The organism is Pseudoalteromonas phenolica (genome assembly GCF_005886345.1).
Lineage (GTDB): Bacteria > Pseudomonadota > Gammaproteobacteria > Enterobacterales > Alteromonadaceae > Pseudoalteromonas > Pseudoalteromonas phenolica_A.
The window spans coordinates 25,384-46,571 of record NZ_PNEC01000032.1 but is presented as its reverse complement, the minus strand read 5'-3'; the positions used below and the strand labels follow the sequence as shown (position 1 = coordinate 46,571).

Annotated in this window: 17 protein-coding genes; 4 read left to right on the top strand and 13 right to left on the bottom strand. The window is 41.5% G+C overall.

Annotated features, from left to right (window positions below; all coding sequences use genetic code 11):
- Nucleotides 1–84: 84 nt before the first annotated feature.
- The 3 genes from CWB72_RS12500 (at nucleotide 85) to CWB72_RS12490 (ending at nucleotide 1,987) form a co-directional block, all read left to right on the top strand.
- The gene (locus CWB72_RS12500) at nucleotides 85–1,065 is read left to right on the top strand and encodes an alpha/beta fold hydrolase (protein WP_138631833.1); all 981 of its coding nucleotides are present in this window, start codon (nucleotides 85–87) and stop codon (nucleotides 1,063–1,065) included.
- A gap of 98 nt (nucleotides 1,066–1,163) precedes the next feature.
- A complete protein-coding gene (locus CWB72_RS12495) occupies nucleotides 1,164–1,583 on the top strand; it encodes a hypothetical protein (RefSeq protein ID WP_138631831.1) in 420 nt (139 codons plus the stop codon).
- Nucleotides 1,580–1,987, top strand: coding sequence for a DCC1-like thiol-disulfide oxidoreductase family protein (locus CWB72_RS12490; RefSeq protein ID WP_138631829.1), 408 nt, complete (start codon nucleotides 1,580–1,582; stop codon nucleotides 1,985–1,987). Before CWB72_RS12495 ends, CWB72_RS12490 begins: the two co-directional genes overlap by 4 nt.
- On the opposite strand, the gene CWB72_RS12485 is transcribed toward CWB72_RS12490, so the two are convergent.
- From CWB72_RS12485 to folE2, 13 genes are all read right to left on the bottom strand, one after another.
- Nucleotides 1,988–2,527: a hydrolase gene (locus CWB72_RS12485; protein WP_138631827.1), complete on the bottom strand. Its 540-nt coding sequence runs from the start codon at nucleotides 2,525–2,527 to the stop codon at nucleotides 1,988–1,990. It lies immediately after the preceding gene.
- A 22-nt stretch (nucleotides 2,528–2,549) separates the two neighbouring features.
- Complete coding sequence (locus tag CWB72_RS12480; protein ID WP_138631825.1) at nucleotides 2,550–2,852, bottom strand: hypothetical protein; 303 nt, start codon at nucleotides 2,850–2,852, stop codon at nucleotides 2,550–2,552.
- 195 nt (nucleotides 2,853–3,047) lie between these two features.
- The gene (locus tag CWB72_RS12475) at nucleotides 3,048–3,959 is read right to left on the bottom strand and encodes an SMP-30/gluconolactonase/LRE family protein (RefSeq protein ID WP_138631823.1); all 912 of its coding nucleotides are present in this window, start codon (nucleotides 3,957–3,959) and stop codon (nucleotides 3,048–3,050) included.
- 19 nt (nucleotides 3,960–3,978) lie between these two features.
- Nucleotides 3,979–6,417 carry a beta-N-acetylhexosaminidase gene (locus tag CWB72_RS12470; RefSeq protein ID WP_138631821.1) on the bottom strand — a complete coding sequence of 813 codons (2,439 nt, stop codon included), beginning with the start codon at nucleotides 6,415–6,417 and terminating at the stop codon, nucleotides 3,979–3,981.
- Entirely contained in the window at nucleotides 6,418–7,383 is a 966-nt protein-coding gene (locus tag CWB72_RS12465; RefSeq protein ID WP_138631819.1) for a PfkB family carbohydrate kinase, read from the bottom strand. It abuts the gene before it with no gap.
- Nucleotides 7,380–8,828, bottom strand: coding sequence for a sodium:solute symporter family protein (locus CWB72_RS12460; RefSeq protein ID WP_138631817.1), 1,449 nt, complete (start codon nucleotides 8,826–8,828; stop codon nucleotides 7,380–7,382). The genes CWB72_RS12465 and CWB72_RS12460 overlap by 4 nt, the downstream gene beginning before the upstream one ends.
- Nucleotides 8,829–9,063: 235 nt before the next feature.
- Entirely contained in the window at nucleotides 9,064–9,450 is a 387-nt protein-coding gene (locus CWB72_RS12455) for a RidA family protein (protein ID WP_138631815.1), read from the bottom strand.
- 10 nt (nucleotides 9,451–9,460) lie between these two features.
- Nucleotides 9,461–10,939, bottom strand: a complete 1,479-nt coding sequence (locus tag CWB72_RS12450) for an N-acyl-D-amino-acid deacylase family protein (RefSeq protein WP_138631813.1) — start codon at nucleotides 10,937–10,939, stop codon at nucleotides 9,461–9,463.
- On the bottom strand, nucleotides 10,939–11,811 hold the full coding sequence (locus CWB72_RS12445; protein WP_138631811.1) for a MurR/RpiR family transcriptional regulator: 873 nt from the start codon (nucleotides 11,809–11,811) through the stop codon (nucleotides 10,939–10,941). The genes CWB72_RS12450 and CWB72_RS12445 overlap by 1 nt, the downstream gene beginning before the upstream one ends.
- 9 nt (nucleotides 11,812–11,820) lie before the next feature.
- Nucleotides 11,821–13,014 (bottom strand): amino acid deaminase, encoded by a 1,194-nt coding sequence (locus CWB72_RS12440; protein ID WP_252371551.1) that lies wholly within the window; start codon nucleotides 13,012–13,014, stop codon nucleotides 11,821–11,823.
- 161 nt (nucleotides 13,015–13,175) lie between these two features.
- On the bottom strand, nucleotides 13,176–16,385 hold the full coding sequence (locus CWB72_RS12435; protein WP_138631807.1) for a TonB-dependent receptor: 3,210 nt from the start codon (nucleotides 16,383–16,385) through the stop codon (nucleotides 13,176–13,178).
- 344 nt (nucleotides 16,386–16,729) lie between these two features.
- Entirely contained in the window at nucleotides 16,730–18,889 is a 2,160-nt protein-coding gene (locus CWB72_RS12430) for a S46 family peptidase (protein WP_138631805.1), read from the bottom strand.
- A gap of 172 nt (nucleotides 18,890–19,061) precedes the next feature.
- Nucleotides 19,062–19,952, bottom strand: coding sequence for a GTP cyclohydrolase FolE2 (gene folE2, locus CWB72_RS12425; RefSeq protein WP_171037294.1), 891 nt, complete (start codon nucleotides 19,950–19,952; stop codon nucleotides 19,062–19,064).
- A 278-nt stretch (nucleotides 19,953–20,230) separates the two neighbouring features.
- Between folE2 and CWB72_RS12420 the strand changes: the two genes are divergently transcribed.
- Complete coding sequence (locus CWB72_RS12420) at nucleotides 20,231–21,157, top strand: endonuclease/exonuclease/phosphatase family protein (protein WP_171037293.1); 927 nt, start codon at nucleotides 20,231–20,233, stop codon at nucleotides 21,155–21,157.
- Nucleotides 21,158–21,188 lie beyond the last annotated feature (31 nt).

Here is a 21,188-nt window from a genome sequence, read left to right as displayed (position 1 = left end):
ATTAATTTCTCAAATTTATTTTCACCCCTTTTCAAGCTGTGAATCGTTATACAAAAATAATGATAATTTCTGGGAAGAATTCATATGCCAAAATTTGCGCACCGTATAAAATCAAATAAGGCTTTTTTTACTTTTTCAATCATATTATGTATCTATATCTTGCTTCGCCTTGTTGCATTTATTCAGCACCAAACAATTAAGCTACCTGGGCAATACTTCTCTTATCAAAACAAACAAGTTCGCTATTTATGCAAAGGTGATAACGCGCCTTTTGTTTTCTTCGAAACTGGATTTGCAGCTGACTCAGAACAAAGCTGGAGTACCATCACCAAAGCATTACCTAATGACTTTACCAGCTGCTATTACGACAGGCTTGGTCATGGTGGTAGTGATAATGTGCCAGTTACTTTTACAACAAATGAAAAATCAGCACTGCAAACTGCACTGATAAAGCATATAGCTGGCAACGAGCCTGTTGTTTTAGTCGCACACTCATATGGTGGCATTATTTCTAGAAGAACAGCAGCAAAGAACGAGATTAACTTGGCTTCACTCATTTTTTTAGACTCTGCCCATGAATATCAGCATGAGATTATGCGAGGAGAATTTGACCCAATTCCTGATTCGGTTAAAAACTTACAGTATCTCAATGCTGCATTAGGGTTGTCTGATATAAAGAATATTTTCAAACATTATGACGCACCAATGCAAAAACGACTTGACCAATATTACGGCAGCTTCAGATACGCACATGTCCTTTCAAGCTATCGACATGAAAAAGGCTTTTATACGCCTTTAGAAACGTTCGGCTATGACTTTGGCAATTTAAAAATGCTGGTAATCAGTCATGACAAACAAGCTTATGCAAATAACCCGAGATTCTTTAGTATTACCGATAAATGGCAAGGCATGCAAAAAAGCATCGCTGCGCTTTCTAACAATTCTGAGCACATCATAGCAACAGGTGCGACTCATAATATTCCAGAAGATGCCCCCGACCTGGTCATCAAAAAGATACGTGAAACTGTTGAGTTAGCGAGGAACCAAAATATTAACAGTCTATGATGTGAGAAATGTTTGTTTACAAATCAATTTATGTATTCAAAATAGTTACACGTTAAAGTAGCCATTAAGTTTAAAGAAAATTATTTAAAGGACTCAGAGTGAATATTTTTCTCATAGTAGCCGGTTCTTTAAGTGCCCTCGCCGCACTTACGCATCTGGGTTGCATTTATTTTGGCGCGCCTTGGTATCGCTTTTTTGGTGCTGGTGAACAAATGGCACAACTTGCAGAGCAAGGCAGTAATAAACCCGCTCTTATTACCAGTGGCATCGTGCTCATGCTTTGTATTTGGTCTGCCTATGCCTTTTCTGCAGCTGGTCTTATTATAAAGTTGCCGCTTTTAAAAACCGCTTTAATCTTGATCTCTTTAATTTACATGGCCCGCGGTGTGGCTGGATTTTTCTTTATTAACAACCCTATGGGTCGTTCAAGCGAGTTTTGGATTTGGAGTTCGGTCATTTGCTTATCCTTTGGGGTAATGCATTTTATCGGCTTAAAGCAACAGTGGGCTAATTTATGAGAAAAGAAGAAATTTTACTGGTTTACGATAAAGACTGTCCTGCCTGTGATAACTACTGCCAAGTCGTTCGTATTCGAGAAAGTATTGGTGAGCTCAAAATTATCAATGCCAGAGAAAATAGCGAAGTATTAGAAGAAATTACTCAACTTGGGCTCGATATCGATCAAGGTATGGTATTAAAGATGGGCGGCGTAATTTATTACGGTGCGGATGCCATTCACACTCTCGCGCTAATAAGTTCTCGTTCTGGTGTTTTTAACAGAATGAATTACTGGCTGTTTAAATCTAAGCGGGTGTCAGCCGTCTTATACCCACTGCTACGCAGCTTTAGAAACCTACTTTTGAAGATGCTGAGAAAAACAAAAATCAATAACTTAAATAGCACGGGAAATGATCGTTTTTGATCATTTCACCAGCGGTAGCACTTGTTTAAATATGGGGTCATTTGCATCTTTTATAAGCTCATATAAACACATTTCAAAACTAGTTAAACCTATTCCTAATTGGTTTAACTTACTTAAAGCAAGCTCCTTGTTTTCACGTGTTCTAGAAGAGATACAATCTTGTACTAGCTCAACACCAAACTCTCTTTGTTTTAAGCTCACCGCCGTTTGATATACGCAAATATGGGCTTCGATACCACATACCAGCCAATTATCGACACTGGCAGCATCTATAGCTTGTAAAAACTCTTCGCTGCCACAGCCATCAAATGTACTTTTTACTATGGCAGGAATATCACCCAAATGCGCTTGCAGTTCTGGGATGGTTGCCCCGAGCTTCTCCGGAAGCTGTTCTAAAAACACGATAGGTAAGTCAAGTAATTTTGCCGCTTTTACTAACTTTACTGTTTGCGCAATCATGACCTCACTATCATGCACTAGAGTTGCCAATTTACCCTGCATGTCAACAATTACTAAACCCGTGTTATGTCTATTTAGCATTTAACGCACCTTGTTATGAAGTTTAACAGCCACCGTCTGCGCCACCTCCGCTATCAAAACTACTAGATGAACAAGACGAGTCATTTGAAAGGTTGTGAGCTGTTATGCTTGCACCAGCTATGCTTGTGGCATTGGTATTATCAGTGCCTTTGCCCATTTTAGTGACTTTACGACTAGGGTTTTCAGGCTTTTTCAAAGTCACAATAAACAGCAATGTGCTTAATGCCGCAGTAGCTATCGCATACTTCCAAGTGCCTGAAATAATGCCTAAAGTGATAGCCAGTACAAGGCCAGCTAGTGCTAAAATGCGAAGAAATAACTGCATTGTAAGCTCCTTTTTATACCAATCATCTTAATTAAGTAACTATTTTAAGAATTGGTATTTTTATTAAAAATAAGCTTTTATTATTTATATAACGAAAAGCAAACTGATACCAACTTGCGCTATTTTTTGCGCAATGTAAAGTATCAATGAGATTTACAGGTGTGCAATGAACTCTTAAAAAACCTTTTCTACCATCTAAAATAAGCGACCAACTCCGTTTACACGAGTCATTTCTATCGCACCACGCTTTTGCATAGTTATATACAAAGTACGACCATCTTTGCCACCAAATGCGACATTGGTTGGATGCCGACCTTTTAAAATGATGGTCTCGAGCAATAAACCTGTCGGTGAAACAACCGCTACCAGCCCTGCTCCGTAACGTGCTATGTAAAGATTGCCCTGCTTATCGCTGCGCATTCCATCTAAACCAAAGTCAGTGAAACTAATCAGCAATTGCTTATTAGAAATATTCCCCTCTTCGTCTAAGTCATAGCGCCATACCTTACGCTGCACGCTTTCGTTCACATAGAGAGTTTTATTATCGGGGCTAACTTCAATACCATTAGTCGTGCCCATATTCTCTTCTAGTAGGGTGACTTTACCATCTTGGGTGATCCGCCATAAATTACCTGTGCTATTCGCCCAGTTTGGATCGCTTGCAAATAAAATACCTTTATCTGTGATGGCAATGTCATTTGGTTGATTCATTCGACTGTCATGAGCAAATACGCGGACCAAACTCGATACGTCTTTGCCTTGTTTCAGAGCATCTGATGACACGGTTAAAATATTATGATTCACATAATCTACAATAAACATGTTACCCGCGCTATCAAATCGAATGCCATTACCTATTGAACCGTTTGCGAGTGTAAGCAAAGTATCGACCTGATTTTGTTCACTCACTCGCCCTACCGTACCTTGTTTTTGATAATTAACCGCATACAACACCCCGCTTTCATCTACAGCAGGGCCTTCTATACCTTGAGTAAAAACACCACCAAGTACAAAGTCTTGCGTGTCATATTTTGTTGCTGAAACTTCATTTGCAGCAGCACTAAAAGCTGTACAGAACAATAAACTAGAGAAATAAATGACTTTCATGGTTTTCCTTAAGCTTGATTTAACTTTGTTGTTGTACTGCAGCACAGTGTAAAAATAACTGACGGACGGGGTAAATGCCGGCGATAACTAATTCATCTGTTAACGCTTGTAATTCGAGTAAGCGCTCGTCCAGTTTTGCTGTCTGTTGCTTGCCCTCACAAACCTCAATGGTGCGTTGCGTATAATCGGCAAAGCGTTTGAGATTTTCATAGGTTGTTTGTAAAGGCTTTAACTTTTCGCTCTTTGCCAACAAACCTTGCTCAGCATTTAAAGCTCGCAGCCATTGTCCAAGTCGCTGTTCAATGTGTGTCATCGCGTATGCATTGCCAGCAATATATGCCTTCACTTGCGCTTTTAAGAAGCGTAACTCTTTACTCTCTACTGCTAAAAAATCCACAAACAAATCTAAAGGTGCTCGCTGATGGTACTCATCGTTCAGGTGCTTAATGTGATGGCGAGTGTAGTAATGACTTGGTTCAAGCAATAGAGCCATTGTGTTCAAAAATGCCAAAGTTTCATGCTGCTGTTGCTGTGAAAGGTTTTTAGAAATTAATCCCGCCCAACCAGCTTGTTGCTGAATGACGTGTTGAAGCCCAACAACTTTTTTCGCGTACTCACTGATTGCATCTAATCGTACATACATATTGCTCGCTTGATTCATTTTAGCTGGTGACCAAAGACGTTCAGCAATAGCGAATAGTCTCGGCCATATCCGCACATCTATGTTGTCTTTGGTGATCATTTCACTCCACATAGTGGCCTCACCTCCTAAGATCAAGGCTTGCTGATTTGGCAAAAGCGCGGGGGCTATAGTTATCTGTTTGGGCGTTTTCAATTCCCTCATAGTAAAGGGGTATCGACTATTACCGATTAAAACGAAACCGCTATTTTTTTCTAGATTAAACTCAAAACTCAATGGTCCCATCCAGCTATCAAATTGGGCAACAAGATGTTGCTCCAGAGCAGATGCAGTCTCTCGTTTTGCTAGTTGATGGTGGTTGTTGTTTAACTTAATCAGTATTTGCTCGCCAAGGATCAATAGTTCGCCCTGCACAGGATTCCCCTTCAAACGCTCAATCACAAATTGTTTTGCATGATTTTTAGGCTGCGCTAAATCCACAATTGGCGGGATAAAATGCGGATCGTTGCGGTAATGATAATCGGTATATTGGGGCTGATCGATATAGAAACCCGTCGATAAAACACCTTGGTAACCTGATTTTGCCACCGCATTTAATGAGTCATGACCACGCCATGATTGCACCAAAATTCGCTTTGGCAATTGGGGGTGAAAAATTTCATCCCACCCTGCCATTTTGCGATTATGTTTAGCAATAATTGGCTGGATTTTACTGTTAAAGTAATTTTGTAAATCGGCACCATTTTGTAATTCTTTACGACGCTTTAGAGACTGAATCTGCTCATCTTCCAGCCAATGCTCTGCATCGACTTCATCACCTCCGATATGAAAATATGGCTCGGGGAATAATGTCACCATCTCACCAATCAGTGTATCAATAAACTCGTATACTTCTGGATTAGCAATATCGAGTAAAGGCTTGAATACCCCCCAATGACGCTCCATTTCATACGCTTTGGTTTTGGTCATCAACTGAGGATAAGCCACCGCAATGGCGCTTGCATGTCCAGGCATACCAATCTCAGGCAAGACACGAATACCTAATAAGCTCGCATACTCAACGACTTCTTTGATCTCTGCTTGACTGTAAAAGTCACCATCTGATGCTTTAGCGGTCAAAAGCGGATACACTTTGCTTTCGATTCGCCAGCCCTGATCGTCAGTTAAATGCCAGTGAAATACGTTAAGTTTGGCAGCAGCCATCCCTTCTAATTGACGCTTAATGGTACTTATTGGAAGAAAATGACGCACACTGTCGATCAACAGTCCTCTCCATGCAAAGCGTGGCGTATCTTGAATATCTACATGAGGAAAAAATACTTCGCTCTTTGCTGGCATTTTTTTTTGTTTTGAATGCACCAATTGTACTAATGTCGTCAGTGCATGTTGAGCACCAAACACACTTTGCGCCTTTATGCTAATACCATGCTGATTAATCATTAACGCATAGCTTTCGTCTTCACCATATTGAGGGACGCTGAGCGCTTGCTCTTGTTGTTGAATATCAACAATCAGGTCAGCGTTTTGTTTTTCACCTTCTAAAACGGTGAAAGTTGAATTACTAGTGCGATTAATATGTGACTTTAAGCGCTGCAATTGAAAACGCTTTCGCTGCTCGCTCATACCTTCAATATAAACTCTGAGGGACGAGTCAAGTTTGAGCGTAGTTGCTTTTATATTAACTAGCTTTGGCATGGGCATTAACGCAGCATTATCTTGACTGTCGTTATTTAACTTTATTGACGCTTGAGCCGAAGGTAAAAAGCAATTGAGAAACAATATGCTAAGAAAAATAAAAACAGTATACTTACTACGCATCTACAACTCCTCAGAGAAATATTTTGTGAGTTTATCTTTAGGCATGAGCGCACCATGATGTTGGATCACTTGACCAGCCAGCCTATGCGCAAACTTGGCAGCATTTTCAAACGTCTCGCCTTGCATCGCTTTTACTAAAAAACCAGCAGCAAAAGCATCGCCTGCTGCTGTGGTATCGATTATGTATTCTGCGGCAATTTTTTTAGGAGAAACTTCAAGTACGTCGTCGGAGGTAAGTGCAATAACACAAGGTGCACTGCCACATCGAATAACTAGCATATCTGGGGCTGGCTCTTGGCTAAAGTGGTGCGCAATGATGCTGTTTACACACTGAGTGCCGTAGACCGCATATTCATCTTCATCCGTTAAAAATGCGACATTTGCCAATGCCATCAGTTGTTGAAACCACTTTTTTGGTATTCCAGTCTGCCATAATGCTGCGCGATAATTATTGTCAAAAAAAATCACTCCACCGCGTTGCTTGAATTGTCTCAGCGCTGCGATGAATTGTGCTCTTTGCTCTGGGCATAAAACAGCAAGTGATATTCCAGATAGATAAATGGCGTCGAACTGCTTATGTTTGAGCGCAGCTAGTAATCCACTGTCTTGATTAAAATATTGCCTCACCGGACTATTGAGTCGGTCAAACTCGAAGTTGCGTTCGCCATTTTCAGCTAATTTAACCCAGTATTGACCCAACTGTTTCTTTTGTTCTGTGATTAAATATGGGCTTTCTAACCTTTCTTGTTGAAGGAGCAAGGCTAAATTCGAACTGGCTTCATCATCACCGATTGCACTGGCATATTGAACAGACTGTCGTGTTTTACCTTTATTAAACTGAGAAAAATACCAAGCAGTATTAAATGTATCGCCCGCAAAACTGATATCGTTATCAGCACGGTATTCGACCATACATTCGCCAAAAAACACCATGCTTTTTATAGTGTTAAAAACTAAGCTTGTCATGATGATTGCTCGCCTATATTGGTCTCATTTGCAACGGTAATAGACTCATCATTGTGAGTTTTGGTCAATAAGCTAACAAGAACGCCCAAACTTAATGCGCTGAAAACAGAGGGGATTATGGGATTACCAAAAAACGCTAGCCACTGACTATTTGCACCCACAACAATACCGGCTAACGCCCCACCAAACAGCGTTGCAAGTGCCCCCTGCCATGTATAGGTTTGCCAAAACCGACCAAGTAATCCCATAACACATAAGCCACTCATGAGTATTGAAATCATCTTGGTGATATAACTCACTATATTGTCTGACCACAATGCAAGTAATAGCGCAATGAGTATGGTGAGCAGCATAGCAACACGGGAGCATAATAATTGTTGCTTGGCACTTTGTGTCTGTGTGCTAAAAGCGCTAAATAAGTCACTCATTAACACGCTCACCCCTGCAATGGCATCTGAGCTGGCACTCGATAGTGTGGCAGAAATGCCAGCGAGTAGAATAAAGCCGCCAAGCATTATGGGTAAAACTTCTAAAGCGAGATATGGAAAAGCATACGCGGCATTATCTAGCTGAGCGTTAATCACATAAGCACTTATGCCAATCAAGGCGGGTAATAAGGCGAAAAATAAATACAAAATGCCAGAAATAAGAAATGAGCGTCGAATGGTTTTAACACTGTCCGCGGCATAAATGCGCTGACGAAATGATGGCGTGGCTAAAACACCAACAAGCACAGCTAAAAACATTGAAAGTGCAGGTAATAGGCCAACATTGTTAAAAGAAAATATACCTTGTTCAAACACAAGTTCACTGCTATTTACAGCCTCGAACCCACCAACATACTGTACTGAAAAATAAGCCATCAGCATAAAGCCTATAAACAATACGATTGCCTGTAGGGCGTCGGTCCAAATAACCGCAGAATATCCCCCCAGAATAATAAATACCGAAAGGCCTGCACCGATTAATAATTTAGCCTGGAACGCAGTTAAATCAGTTAGCCATGATAAATACATACTGCCGCCGATTAGGTGTGCGCCCAACCAACCAATACTTGCCGCATAAATCATAATGGCGAGGGTGTTTTCAACAACATGATGATTGCCGACATAGCTGGCTAACTCTTCACTCATGGTGGTAAATGCTTGCTGGCGTGCTGGTGCAAACAGCCAAGCCAATAGCAAAATACCTGCGGCACCACCTAAACCATATAATGCACCAGCCCAGCCGTTGCTATAGGCAAACCCCACTGCCCCCATTGATGACCCAGTTCCAACCATAGTGGCTACTGTGGTACCTAGGGTAAGGAGAAGGGGTACTTTACGTCCAGCCAATAAATAATCACTGGCATTTTGTTGCTTTCGTGACACCAACCAACTGACCAAAATCATCACCAGCAAGTAAGCTAAAAAGGCCAGCAAAAAATATAATTGGCTCTCAGACATACGTTCTCCCCTGGGGTGTTAGCTATTCTTAATATAACCAACCTGAGCTCTGGATAATAAATCTATATCCAGCGGCTACTTTCAGTTGAATTTACTTGCAATAGGCCTACTATTGACGCGCAAAATTCGCCTTGTTATCCCTAAAAGTTTCTGGCTGCAGAATTGGAGAAATACTTATCAATTCAATATCAATACTTTAGTAAATCTCTTAACCATAGCTCAGGTTAACTAGGTTTTAATTGCCTTTGTAACAAGTGACATCGACTTCGACCTTACAGTCCACCACAAGATCCGCCACCATACAGATCCTCGCAGGAGGATGCGTGCCAAATACCTCAGCAAAAACTTTATTAAAAGATTGGAAGTAACGAGCATCTGTCAAAACCACCGAAACATGCGTAACATGCTCAAGGCCATAACCAGCTTCGGTCATAATTTCAATGCAATTATTAATAGCCAATCGCGACTGTTCAATAATGCCGCCTTCAACCACTTCACCGTCCTTCATCGGCGTTTGTCCAGAAACTTTTAACCAACCACCGGCCTCAACGGCTCTGGAAAAAGGTAAATGCTGTCCGCCCGTGCCCGTTCCGCCTTCGGCACCGATTCTTCTTATGCTCATAACTTCCTCGCTAATAGTTTTTATGATTATGTCTTGTTAAAAAACGTCCAGCTCGCCCCTCTGGTGCATGCGCGTTACTGCATTGCTTGACATTAAAGCTCTCTACACCATTAACCCAAACAGTTTGAATACCTGTAGCGCTTTGTTTTGGCTCGCTATAATTTGCATTATCAATGATTTTCTCAGGGTCGAATAAAACCAAATCAGCAAAATAACCGATTTCAATTTTGCCGCGTTTTTGTAATTTAAAATGTGAAGCTGGCAGCGCTGTCATTTTATGTAAAGCAAGCTCCAATGACAGTAATTGCTCTTCTCTGCAATAATGCCCTAGCACTCTAGGAAATGTACCCCACAGCCTTGGGTGAGGATGAGGGTCGCAAGGAAGTCCATCAGAGCCCACCATACTATGCTCATAGCCTAAAAAAGTTTGCACATCAGATTCTTGCATACAGTGATAGACCGCACCTGCAGGTTGCAGCCGTTTCGCCGCCTCTAATTGAGTTAGATCCCATTGCCTAGCGATGTCTTTTAAATGCTGTTTTGCCATGTCTGGAAATGATTCAGACCAAGTAATAAAAATATCTGTACCTTCATTGACTTGCTTTAAATCTAATGTACTTGAACTGGCCGCGTATGGGTAACAATCGCAGCCAATATGTTGATGCTGTTTTTGTTGCTCAAAATGCGCAAGCACCTCTTCTGAACGACCCCAGTTTTCTTTTCCCGCACATTTAATATGAGAAATCACTAATGGCAATTCGGCCTGTTTTGCCGTCGCAAACGCTTCATCCATGGCATCGATGATCCCCTGAAATTCAGTTCGTAAATGCGTGGTATAAAGGCCATCAAACGGGGTTACAACTTTCGCCAGTTGGTTTACTTCATATTCGCTGGCTTGTTTTGCATTGTAATAAGCAAGCCCGGTACTTAAACCCAATGCACCTTGTGACATCGCCCGCTCTAATAACCCCTGCATTTGCTCAATTTCTGAGTCTGTGGCTGCACGTTCTAAATTGTCCATCACTTGCGCACGAAGGCTAATATGACCAATTAACATGGCTAAATTGACACTGGGTTTCGCCTTTACAAATGCGCTTCTATAGTCCTTTAACTCTGGATAAACAAACTCATTTTTCGCCCCTAGTAAATTAATAGGGTCGCGTAAACCGCTTTTGACACTGGTTGGCACTGCACTGATCCCACAATTGCCTGCAATTACAGTTGTGACACCTTGGCTTAACTTTGCGGGCACAGAGGGTTTTCTTAACACTTCAAGATCGTCATGGGTATGCACGTCAATAAAACCCGGCGACAACACCAGCCCATCGGCTTTAATCACTAACTTTGCTTGCATGTTCAACTTTTTAGCAACTGCAATAATAATGTCGTTTTTCACTGCAACATCGAGCTGCTCGATGGGGTTATCTTTACCAATAAAGACGCGCGCACCACGAATGATGAAATCTGCTGAAGTGTATTTCACAATCATTAATCTCCAAGCGGAAAACGTTTATCAGCAGGTGGCATATCACTATTTTTATCACGATGAAGATCGAGTTGAATTTTAAGACGACGTAACTTCTCTTTAGAACGCCTTTGATTACGCATCGCCACTTCACTTGAGAGAATATCCAATGCCGCCATCATCACGTAACGTGCCGCACTGGGCTTGAAAATATAATCGCTTTCTTGAGTTTTAATAGGTAAGTGAAAATCAGCAAATTGCGACAGTTCGCTATCAGGGCAAACCGTAATGATATGTGCTCCATATTCTTTGGCAATTTTTGCGGCATCCATGACATCCGGTGATACACCACTTAATGATAAGCAAATCACCACATCGTCTTTGTTCACCGTAGACGCTGCCATGCGCATCATCATCGGATCGTTGTGCGCATTAGCAAGTACGTCAAGTCTAAAAAAACGATTTTGACACTCTTGAGCAAGCATACTGCTGCCACCACCGACACCGAAAATCAAACAATGTCTGGCGTTACACACAACACTGCTGGCCTGCTCTACGATGGCTTCATTGATTAACCCAGCATTGAGCTCTAAAATTTCTTGGATCGATGTGTAAACATGAGAAAGTTGCTTCTTCTCTACTATTTCTAAGTTGGTAAACCGCTCACCGATCGCTGCTGATTGTGTTAAACGAAACTTCAAGTCACGAACATTGTCACAGCCTAAACTTTTTGCAAGGCGAGTGATACTTGCATGACTGACTTCAGCCTTATCAGCGAGTTCGTTTATAGATGCACTCGCAGCGAAGTTAAGCTCGGCTAAAATCAATCTTGCCACTCTATCTTCTGCCGGACTAAAGTGCCCTAGGCCTTCTTTTATTTTACTTATTATGTCCATTAGAATCCTTTAAAATTGTGTTGAAATCGTCTTAGTGATCACCCAATCATGTTCGACAATACCAATCTGCCGCCATTTATCGAATGTAAGGCAAGGGTGTGAAGTTGAGAAATTGAGCATGTCACCGACTTGTAAAGCTTGCTGTTCGGGATAACGCAGCATGCTGTGTTGATCCATGATTTTTACAATTTGAAATTCAGCAGTGGGCGTTGAAAGCACAGCTGTTTTAGGCGAATAAATCAACTCTGTTGTTGGAAAGCCCGCATCAAAGGCCACATCACGCTTGCCCATTCCAATAATAGCTAGACCCGGCTCAGGCACTGATAACACATAAGCCCAGACACTTAAGCTGGACTGAAGGTTACCAGCAATGTCACACGCCAATTGGCTCCTTGATAGCACTGCTTGCTGAGCCTGATGATAGATACCTGTGTCATGTATTAAATAACAACCGGGGCGTAAAACAATTCTAAATCTGTGTGCAAACCCATGCTCTGAAAATGTTTTTGCAACTATGTCATACCAGGCTGAACCTGCACCTGTAATAATAGGTATCTGGGTATCAAAGCCTCCTTCCAACGCTATGTGCTGCGCAAGCGTAATAACGTCGCTCACAAAATCAGCCACTTGTTGCTCAGGGTGCTCACCGCTGATCACCCCTTCATAGAATGCTAGGCCCATTAAATTTAAACTTGAATATTGTTTACAGGTCGAGACTAAACTTGAAATATCCTTTGCTGAACGTAATCCACAACGTCCACCCTTTATACCTACTTCAAGTAAGATATTTAGGGTTAAATTGCGTTCAGCGAAAAATGCGCCAAGCGCTCGTAAGTTTTCTTCTGAATCAGCAAAGCAGTAAAACTCTAATGATGTGGATGATAGCCAATTTGCAACTTGCTCAAAGTGAAAACGACCCACTAACTGATTCGCCATAAGGATACGAGAAATACCCGCTTCAATCGCACAGCTTACCTGTGGAACAGTGGCCAAAGTTATCCCCCAAGCGCCGGCTTCGAGTTGCTGTGCAAACAACTCTGTCGACATGGTAGTTTTACCATGAGGTGCAAGTAACATGTTATGTTTACTAGCAAACTCTGCCATCCATTTGGCATTTTGGTTTACTTTTTTCTGCTGAACAACGGCCACAGGCAAGCTAACTTGCTCTTGTAAAATATCCCAACCGGCGGTTTGTAGTTGCACATTGCAACCACTCCCTTTAATAAGCTCTGACACAGCTAACCTCTACCAACACGCAATAAATCATGTTCACAAAAACTTAGAACACGCTTTGTAAAACAAAACTAAACTTTTAGTCATAAAAATACCAGCTCTGCTAAAAACAGAGCTGGTAGATGAATGACTTAGAAAGTCGCACGAACACTTAACGCATAACGTCTGTCAGTCGTAAAGTTAAGTGCTTGTGTTCTGGTGCCAGCCTGATCCATTTGGTATTGGGTCTTGGTTTCTGTATCAAGTAAATTACTTGCCTCAAAGCCCACTTTCCAATTGTCGTTAATGGTGTAGTAAATACTTGCATCCATCATGCCTGTTGCCTCAGCATACGCAGGTACGTACTCTTCTGATTCACGCAGGGTCAATAAGTATTCTGAACGCCAAGTATAAGCGACACGCATAGAAATCTTATCGAACTCATACATACCCACGATGTTCAAGTTTGTATCTGAGTAGCCCTGTAGCGGTAAACCACTAAAGACTCTGAAAGTGTTTCGATTATCGGTGATCGGGTCGCCATTTTCGTTGAAAGCCAGTGTACCTTCGGATACCTCATTTGGATCTTGTAAGCCGTCTTGATCAATGTAAGTAAAGTTAAACTGTAGACCTAAGCCGCCCCAAGCACCCGGTAACATGTCGTAAAACTGAGAGTAAGAGAATTCTGCACCTTGAATGGTGCCAGACCCGGTGTTAGCAGGCCCATACGCAGAAATGTCGTACTTTTCATCGTTAAAAGTGACGTCCATATCGAATGCACGATTTCGGATGATGTTATCAAGTTTCTTGTGGAATAAACCGAAAGTGATATAACCCGCGTCGGCAAAATACCACTCTGTTGTTAAGTCGAAGTTGACCGCTTCTTCAGGCTCAATGTTTGGATTGCCTGATAATGCCGTGACTTCTATATCATCAATACCTACAACTGGATTATTGTCCTCATCGTAATCAGCACCTGGAGTTTGTAATCTGCGTGTGTAATCAAGATTAATGATGCTGATATTACGAGCATCAACTAAGCTTGGATAAAACACTGCTTTTGATGCACCAAAGCGCACAACTACATCTTCAGTAACACCAAAACTTAAATTAAGGCTTGGTAAGATGGTGCTGTAATCAGTGCCATCAACGGTGCTTAGCTGCGACTCACCATTAGCTAGGTCATAATAACGTTTATACTCTGCTTGCTGTATCACCGTATTTAACGATGTACCTTCTTCACCGCGCTTGATCGTCGCTGGGCGAACTACTGCGCCGGTTGATTGTAGCTGATAGTTGATATATCGAAGACCCACATTACCCACAACTGGGATGTCATTTAGCTCAAAATCAAAGTCACCTCTAACATAAAACTCGGTGCGTTTTTCGTTACTTGCACTGATATTATGCGCTGCAAATGGCCCTTCAACACGGTCTGCTTTATCTTCATAAGGTACATATGTGCCAGAACAAACGCCGTTGTTTGCAGCGCTGTTAGTCGCGTTGTGCCAACCGTCTTTACAACCCTGACGCAAAGAGTTTGCATAATCTCTGACTAAGTCCATTTTCGGAAATAAGAAGTTATTTACGTTACCCACCAAAACCTGACCGTTGTAATAATCAGCAAAATCAACGCGCTCAAATAACTCTGGACGATTAATTGCTGCGGCCGCATTACGGTCATATTGATTCCAAGGGGTACCAATTGCAGACCAGCCTTCGTAAGCGGTATCACGAACGGTTAAATCTTTATCAGACATGTATGCGCCGGCACTGATACTCGTGAAGTTACCATCTAATTCATATTTAAAATCAATTTTGTAGCTATCTGCCTCGGCTGTATTGTGTTCAACCTGCTCCATGCCACTGCCTAAAAATAAGTTTGGCACAGGCCCATTCCAATCTTCATTTGGTGACCAGCCTGCAGTCATGATGTTGTCGCTTAAAAACTCAACAATTGGTCTGCTGCCACGCATGTCTAAGAAGTAAGGAGAAACCACATGTACATGGTTACCTCTTGTCTGACCTGACATGCTGTAGTCTTGACGGTGTTTTTCTGAATCAATCATTTGATAGTCAAAATCAATTGTCAGCCTATCAATCGGTTTCAGTGTCAACTTGAAGGATGTGTCGTTTACTGTATTTTCGTTGTAATTCCAACGACTGCGATAGAAAAATGGTGTTTCAGGGCTAACACCCAGCGCAATGCCTGAAGTCACAAAATTATTACTGGTTGTTAGAGGATAACCATTGGCTGCATCATCTTGCCAATTTTGTGATGACCCCATAAATCCCTTAAAGCCCTGTGCTGCCTGACCAATTTGACGTTCATTCCACTCTAATGACGCTTTTGAACGAATATGCTCAATGGTTGCGACTATGGTTTCATCGTCATTTGCCCACTGCAAGGAAGACGTCAAACCTTGACGTTTACGATCGTTATCTGCGGTACTCATATGAATAGCCACTGGTACATGCCAAACACTACCAGCAGGTTGACCTGGTAGTGCTGGACCATCAACCGGTGATGATGGAGCAACGCCGGTGATCCCACCCCACTGATCTAAAGTTGGTACAAATGAATCACCACGCGAATGGAAATTACCTAGACCAACGCCATCACCACGAGTTTGATATTCAGATTGAGATGCGGCAATCAAGAAACCAAACTTGCCTGAATTGGTGTCCCAAGTATCAGAAAATAGCGCTGAAAAAGACGGGGTTACTTCACCTCTATAATCACCATAATTGGCTTTGGCATTCACTGAAATTAACTGCTCGTCAGAATCGAATGGCTTGCGAGTAAGTAAGTTTACAGTGCCCGATATGCCGCCTGAAATAAGATCTGCGGTCTGGTTTTTAACAACTTCAACGGCTCCCAGTAACTCAGCAGGAAAATCTTCATAGCTTAAGCCCCCATTGGGGTTAGCACTGAATGCATCACGACCGTTCACTTCTGAACGAACTCTGTCTAAACCACGAACTAAAACACCCGTACCTTCATCGGCATAATGCTTTGGATCGTCTGAAGAAGCAAAACGTTCAATGGTTACACCAGGGACACGCTGTAATGCCTCTGTCACCGATTTATCAGGTAATGCGCCAATATCAGATGCGGTGATCACATCTTTAACGGTATCAGCAAAGCGCTTAATGTTTTGTGCGCTGTTAATACTGCCACGAATGCCACTGACTTCAATGACTTCGATTTTTTCATCTTTTTTGGCAGCGTTGTCATTTTCTGCCGACGCATTCGCAGCAACAAAAAGCGGGCTTAACCCCATTAACGCATAAGCAACGGCAAGGCTGAGCCTTGTTCGTTTATTTTGATTGTATCCTGTATCGATGACTAGTTTTGACATTTTTATAATCTCTTTTTTCATAAACCAGTGAGCAAGTAATACAACTACTCATACCAAATTAATCATTGGTATAACGTACCCCTTGAATTTAAGGCAAAGATTACATTGTCTTATGTAATAATATTTGCCCGCTCAGTTATTAATGTTACTTTTTAACTTTTAATAATAAAGCAACCGTTACTTTTTAACATAGGTACATTTAATGTAAAGTAATTTTTGTTAAAAAATAATCAGTTTGATAACTTTAAAATTTAAGTTGAATGGACAGAATTAATGGTAGGTTATTGTTATAAAATAAAAAGCGCTGGCGGAAGCCAGCGCTTTTTTATGTTTAGAACTAACTGTTATTTTACAATGTTCATTTCTTTCAGTAGATTTTGTGCATTATCTACTTTGTCCATTACCCAAAGCATATAACGTGAATCTACGTGGATAGAGCGATTCAGGTTGGCGTCATAATCCCAGTCACCAATGATACTTTCGTACACACCATCGAATAATAAGCCAACTAGTTCAGCTTTACCGTTCAGTGTTGGAGAACCTGAGTTACCGCCCGTTGTATCTATATTTGATAAGAAGTTAACAGGTACTGTATTCATGCCACCTGTGTATGCACCATAAAGTTTTTGCTTGATCAATTCATTCTGTTTCTCTGGTGAATTGAACGGCTCAACACCGGTGTTTTTAGCTAGTAAACCTTCAAGAGAAGTAAACGGTGTCGCTACTAGACCGTCTTGAGGTGAATAACCGCCAACGGTACCGTAAGTAACACGTAATGTGCTGTTTGCATCAGCATAAACAGGCTTACCTAGTGATTTATTATACGCAATGATGGCTTCCATTAATGCCGGGCGAGCCGCTTGCTGTTTACCCGCAAGCTCCTTGTCTTGATTTTCAATTTGCTTCATCACAGTAAAGATGGCTTTAGCATATTGAAGGAATGGATCTACACTTGCGTTAATTTGTGAAAACTCAAGATCTGCCATCCATAAACGCGCTTTTTCATCAGCCAGTTTAGAGTTTGCATACATGTCATCTAACAGTGCTTTTTGTTTCGCTTTATTAAAGCCATTAGTTAGATTAAATGCCTTATCAACTTCAACTAAACGCTCTGACTTTGGCAATGCAGCATATAACTCTAAGAAGTGAAGTAAGATGGCCTTGTCTACCGTTTCATCATAACGACGAGTCATACGGCTGAGGCCAGCTTTAAACCTTGGTAAATCGCGAACTTGATAACCGCGCTCACGCTCTGCATCTGGCTTTTGTTTTTCATAAGCTAAACGATAAAGCTTACGTGCAGTAGAAATCATTTGTGAACGATGTACATAACCTAACATACGGTCACGTTGATTGTGCTCTTGAGACTCAGCCACTAATTTACTTAGATCAGATAACACTGAGCCATATTTTGCCTTGCGGTCGCTGTCTGCGTTGATCCAAGCTGCCAAGTCTTTTTCAAACTGTTGCTTGCGTGAGTACATCGAGCCTTTTTTAAAGCTCTCGATCATAGAGCCATAGTTCTTGATGTAGTTGTTGTAACCTGCAATGGTACTCTCATAAGCGATGCGCGCTTGAGAACCTTCAGGTGCATTTTCTTCAATCAGTTCCACATACTTAGAGTTGTGCTTGCGTGCTAACGGGTACGCTGTATTGAAAACGTAATCAACTTCAGTAGCAATACGGTAACGGTTTGTACGACCTGGGTAACCAGTTACCATCACAAAGTCACCTTCTTGGACGCCCTTAGCGCTCACGCTTAAGAATGAGTCAGATGCAAATGGCACATTGTCTTTTGAGTACTCTGCCGGTTTACCGTCTTTACCGACATAAGCGCGATAGAAAGCAAAGTCGCCAGTATGACGGGGCCACATCCAGTTATCGATATCACCACCATATTTACCAACGCCCATCGCTGGCGTGTAAGCTAGACGTACATCTTTGATTTCAAGTGATTTGATTAGGTAGTACTCAAGACCACCGTGGAAGGTGTAGACGTTACAGCGGTAACTGCCATCTGCTTCACACTCAGCAACTAGCGCTTTACGATTTTTATCAATTGCTTCGTAACGTGCTTTACCCGATAGACCATCTGTGCCTTGGTTTACCTTTGTAGTCACATCTGTCACTTCTTCAGTCACATAAACGCGTGAGCCCGGCGCTGCAGGTAAGTCTTCTGATGGTGTTTTCGCTAAGAAGCCATTTTCTAAAATGTTGTTATCAGTAGTTGAGTTGTACTGAATTGAACCGTAAGCACAATGGTGGTTTGTAACTACTAGGCCTTTTGGTGAGACAAATGAAGCCGTACAACCACCTAGGCTGATCACTGCATTCATTGGGAATTCTGTTAGTTTAGAAATCGATTTAACATCAATTTCTAACCCTTTTTGTTTTAACACAGATTCTAATTCTGGTAATTGATGTGGTTGCCACATACCCTCATCAGCAATAGCAAAGTTGCTTGCTGCAAGCACAATAGTGGCAGTTAATGCTTTAATACGCATGGTTTCCCTCAATATTATTATTGCTGAACTTCTATTATTAGATTCAGCTGCTTGTTAGTGTTTTCACTTATCCCCAAAGGAAAAGGATCGGGTACTTTAATGGGCGCACCTAAAATAGCAATTGTTTGCGGTACGCTCTGGGCAATAAATTGTTTCAATTTATGAATAACAGTTAGAATTTACTGTCATGCACAACGGCGTTATGCGCATGTAAACTCTCTTGATGTTCAATTTTAAACTGGTAGTTAGTCACTGAACTCATTGACTCAAGTGTCGCTTTCAATCTTCTGGCTGCATCTTCGCAAAACATTAAGTTCTCCGCATTAAGTGCGGCAAATGCTTGTTCATCTTCGCGTTTAACCGCGGTTTGTACTGGTGTACCAATACTTTGCTCAAAAAGAGTCACCAAGTCAGCAAAATTAGGAAATACCGATTGCTCCAGTGAAAGTTGAATGTAGGCATAAGAACGTTGACTATGCGGGGTTGCAATTGAGCCTTCTTTACTTTCAAGCCAAGCTCGTAGTTGGGCTTTATCAATTTGATCTTGCTCACAAAACTTGCTTTCTACTGCCTCACTTAACAACTGTCTCGACAGTGCTGCGGAGCAAGGGCAAGTGCTGCTGTAAGGAATTGTCAAAGATACATGAATTTGTCTTGATTGTTGACTCTGTACGACCTCAATTTCAATGGGGTAAGCATTATATCCACTGTTATTACTTAACAATGCGGGCTTTAAGAGCGGTAATTCAAATTTTAAATTGAGCCTAGCTTGCTGACTTAAGCCTTTTTGCGAACTCAGCATTGCATCCATCATAGCTGCGAGTGTTTGCTGACTAAATTCTTGCCCTGCAATATACTCATTAAGAAGTAAATACAAGCGTGACATGTGAATGCCTTTTGCGTCACTGTCTAAGCTCACAAATAAGTCTGCCTGCCCATTAACTGCAGTATAATTTTTATTAACTTCAATGAGTAAAGGCACAGATATCTGTTCCATGCCTACCCACTTCAAATGTGTAGGAAACTCTTTATTCTGATTCGAAGTGATATCAGGTAGCAGCATTATTTTTATCTCCGATGATTATTTGTGATCCAACATTGCTATCCAACAGCGAGCTCTCAATGCTTTGCTATATTTTCAAAGCTGAACTATCGGAAGTCTGTGCCATATCTGAAAATGTCTTTCCGAAGAAATTTCGATCTAGCAAAGGCATATCCAGAACTTAACGTTTTGGTCTTACCACTTATCGTGAGCCTCTGTCATTTAACGCAATAATCATTGCATCCACCAATGTTACTTTATAACATATCATGAAGTTTACGCTTTTCAGAAGTACTACGATGAACAAATTTTTCTATAAAGCACTATTTGCAACCTGTGCTGTTTCGGCACTCAGTGCTTGTAATTCAGTTAACAAACCTGAAAATACACTGCGAATTGCTACATGGAATGTTGAACACTTGGCAGAGCAAAACAACCAAGGTTGTAAAGCACGAACTGAAGTTGACTATGAAAAACTGCAAGCATATGCAAGCAACCTTAACGCTGATATTGTTGCATTGCAGGAAGTCGAATCAGCCAAAGCGGTTGCCCGTGTCTTTGCTGAAAAAGAGTGGCAGATTATTATGTCTGACCGAGCTGACTCTGAAACTTATACCTGCAGAAAGAGTGGCCGTTCATCCACACAGCAAAAAGTGGCCTTTGCAGTCAAACGTTCTCTGCAAGTTGATAGCACAGAGCAAATCGCCCAACTATCAGCACCTCGCCCTGGCCTTAGACAGGGACTACAAATCACCATTAAACATGCTGGCAAGACACTCAACCTAGTTAACGTTCATTTGAAAAGCGGCTGTTTTGTCGAGGACTATCAAAACTCGGACAGAGAAGCCTGCACTGTATTAGCCAAACAAGTAAAGGTTTTAGATAGCCTTTTAGAGTCTAAATCATTAGAAGAGGAACATTGGCTAGTACTTGGTGACTTTAATCATAGGCTTGCAAACACTACTAACCGTTTTAGAAAAGACTTACTATTCGCTCCTGGGCTCATGACTGAAAATAGTCAATCTGTAAAATTACTTAACAACTTAACTGACGGCCATAACGGCTGTCACCCAAAATATCCTGCCCCAATAGACCATATTTTTGTCTCGAGTCCATTCAATGACAAGTATCAAAATCCGTCTTTGCAATTCCATTATTTCGACAATATGGATATTGAATACATGCTTAGCGACCACTGTGCGCTAAGCGCCAATTTCGCCTTTTAACTTTTTATATTTACAACCAATTAGAAAAAGA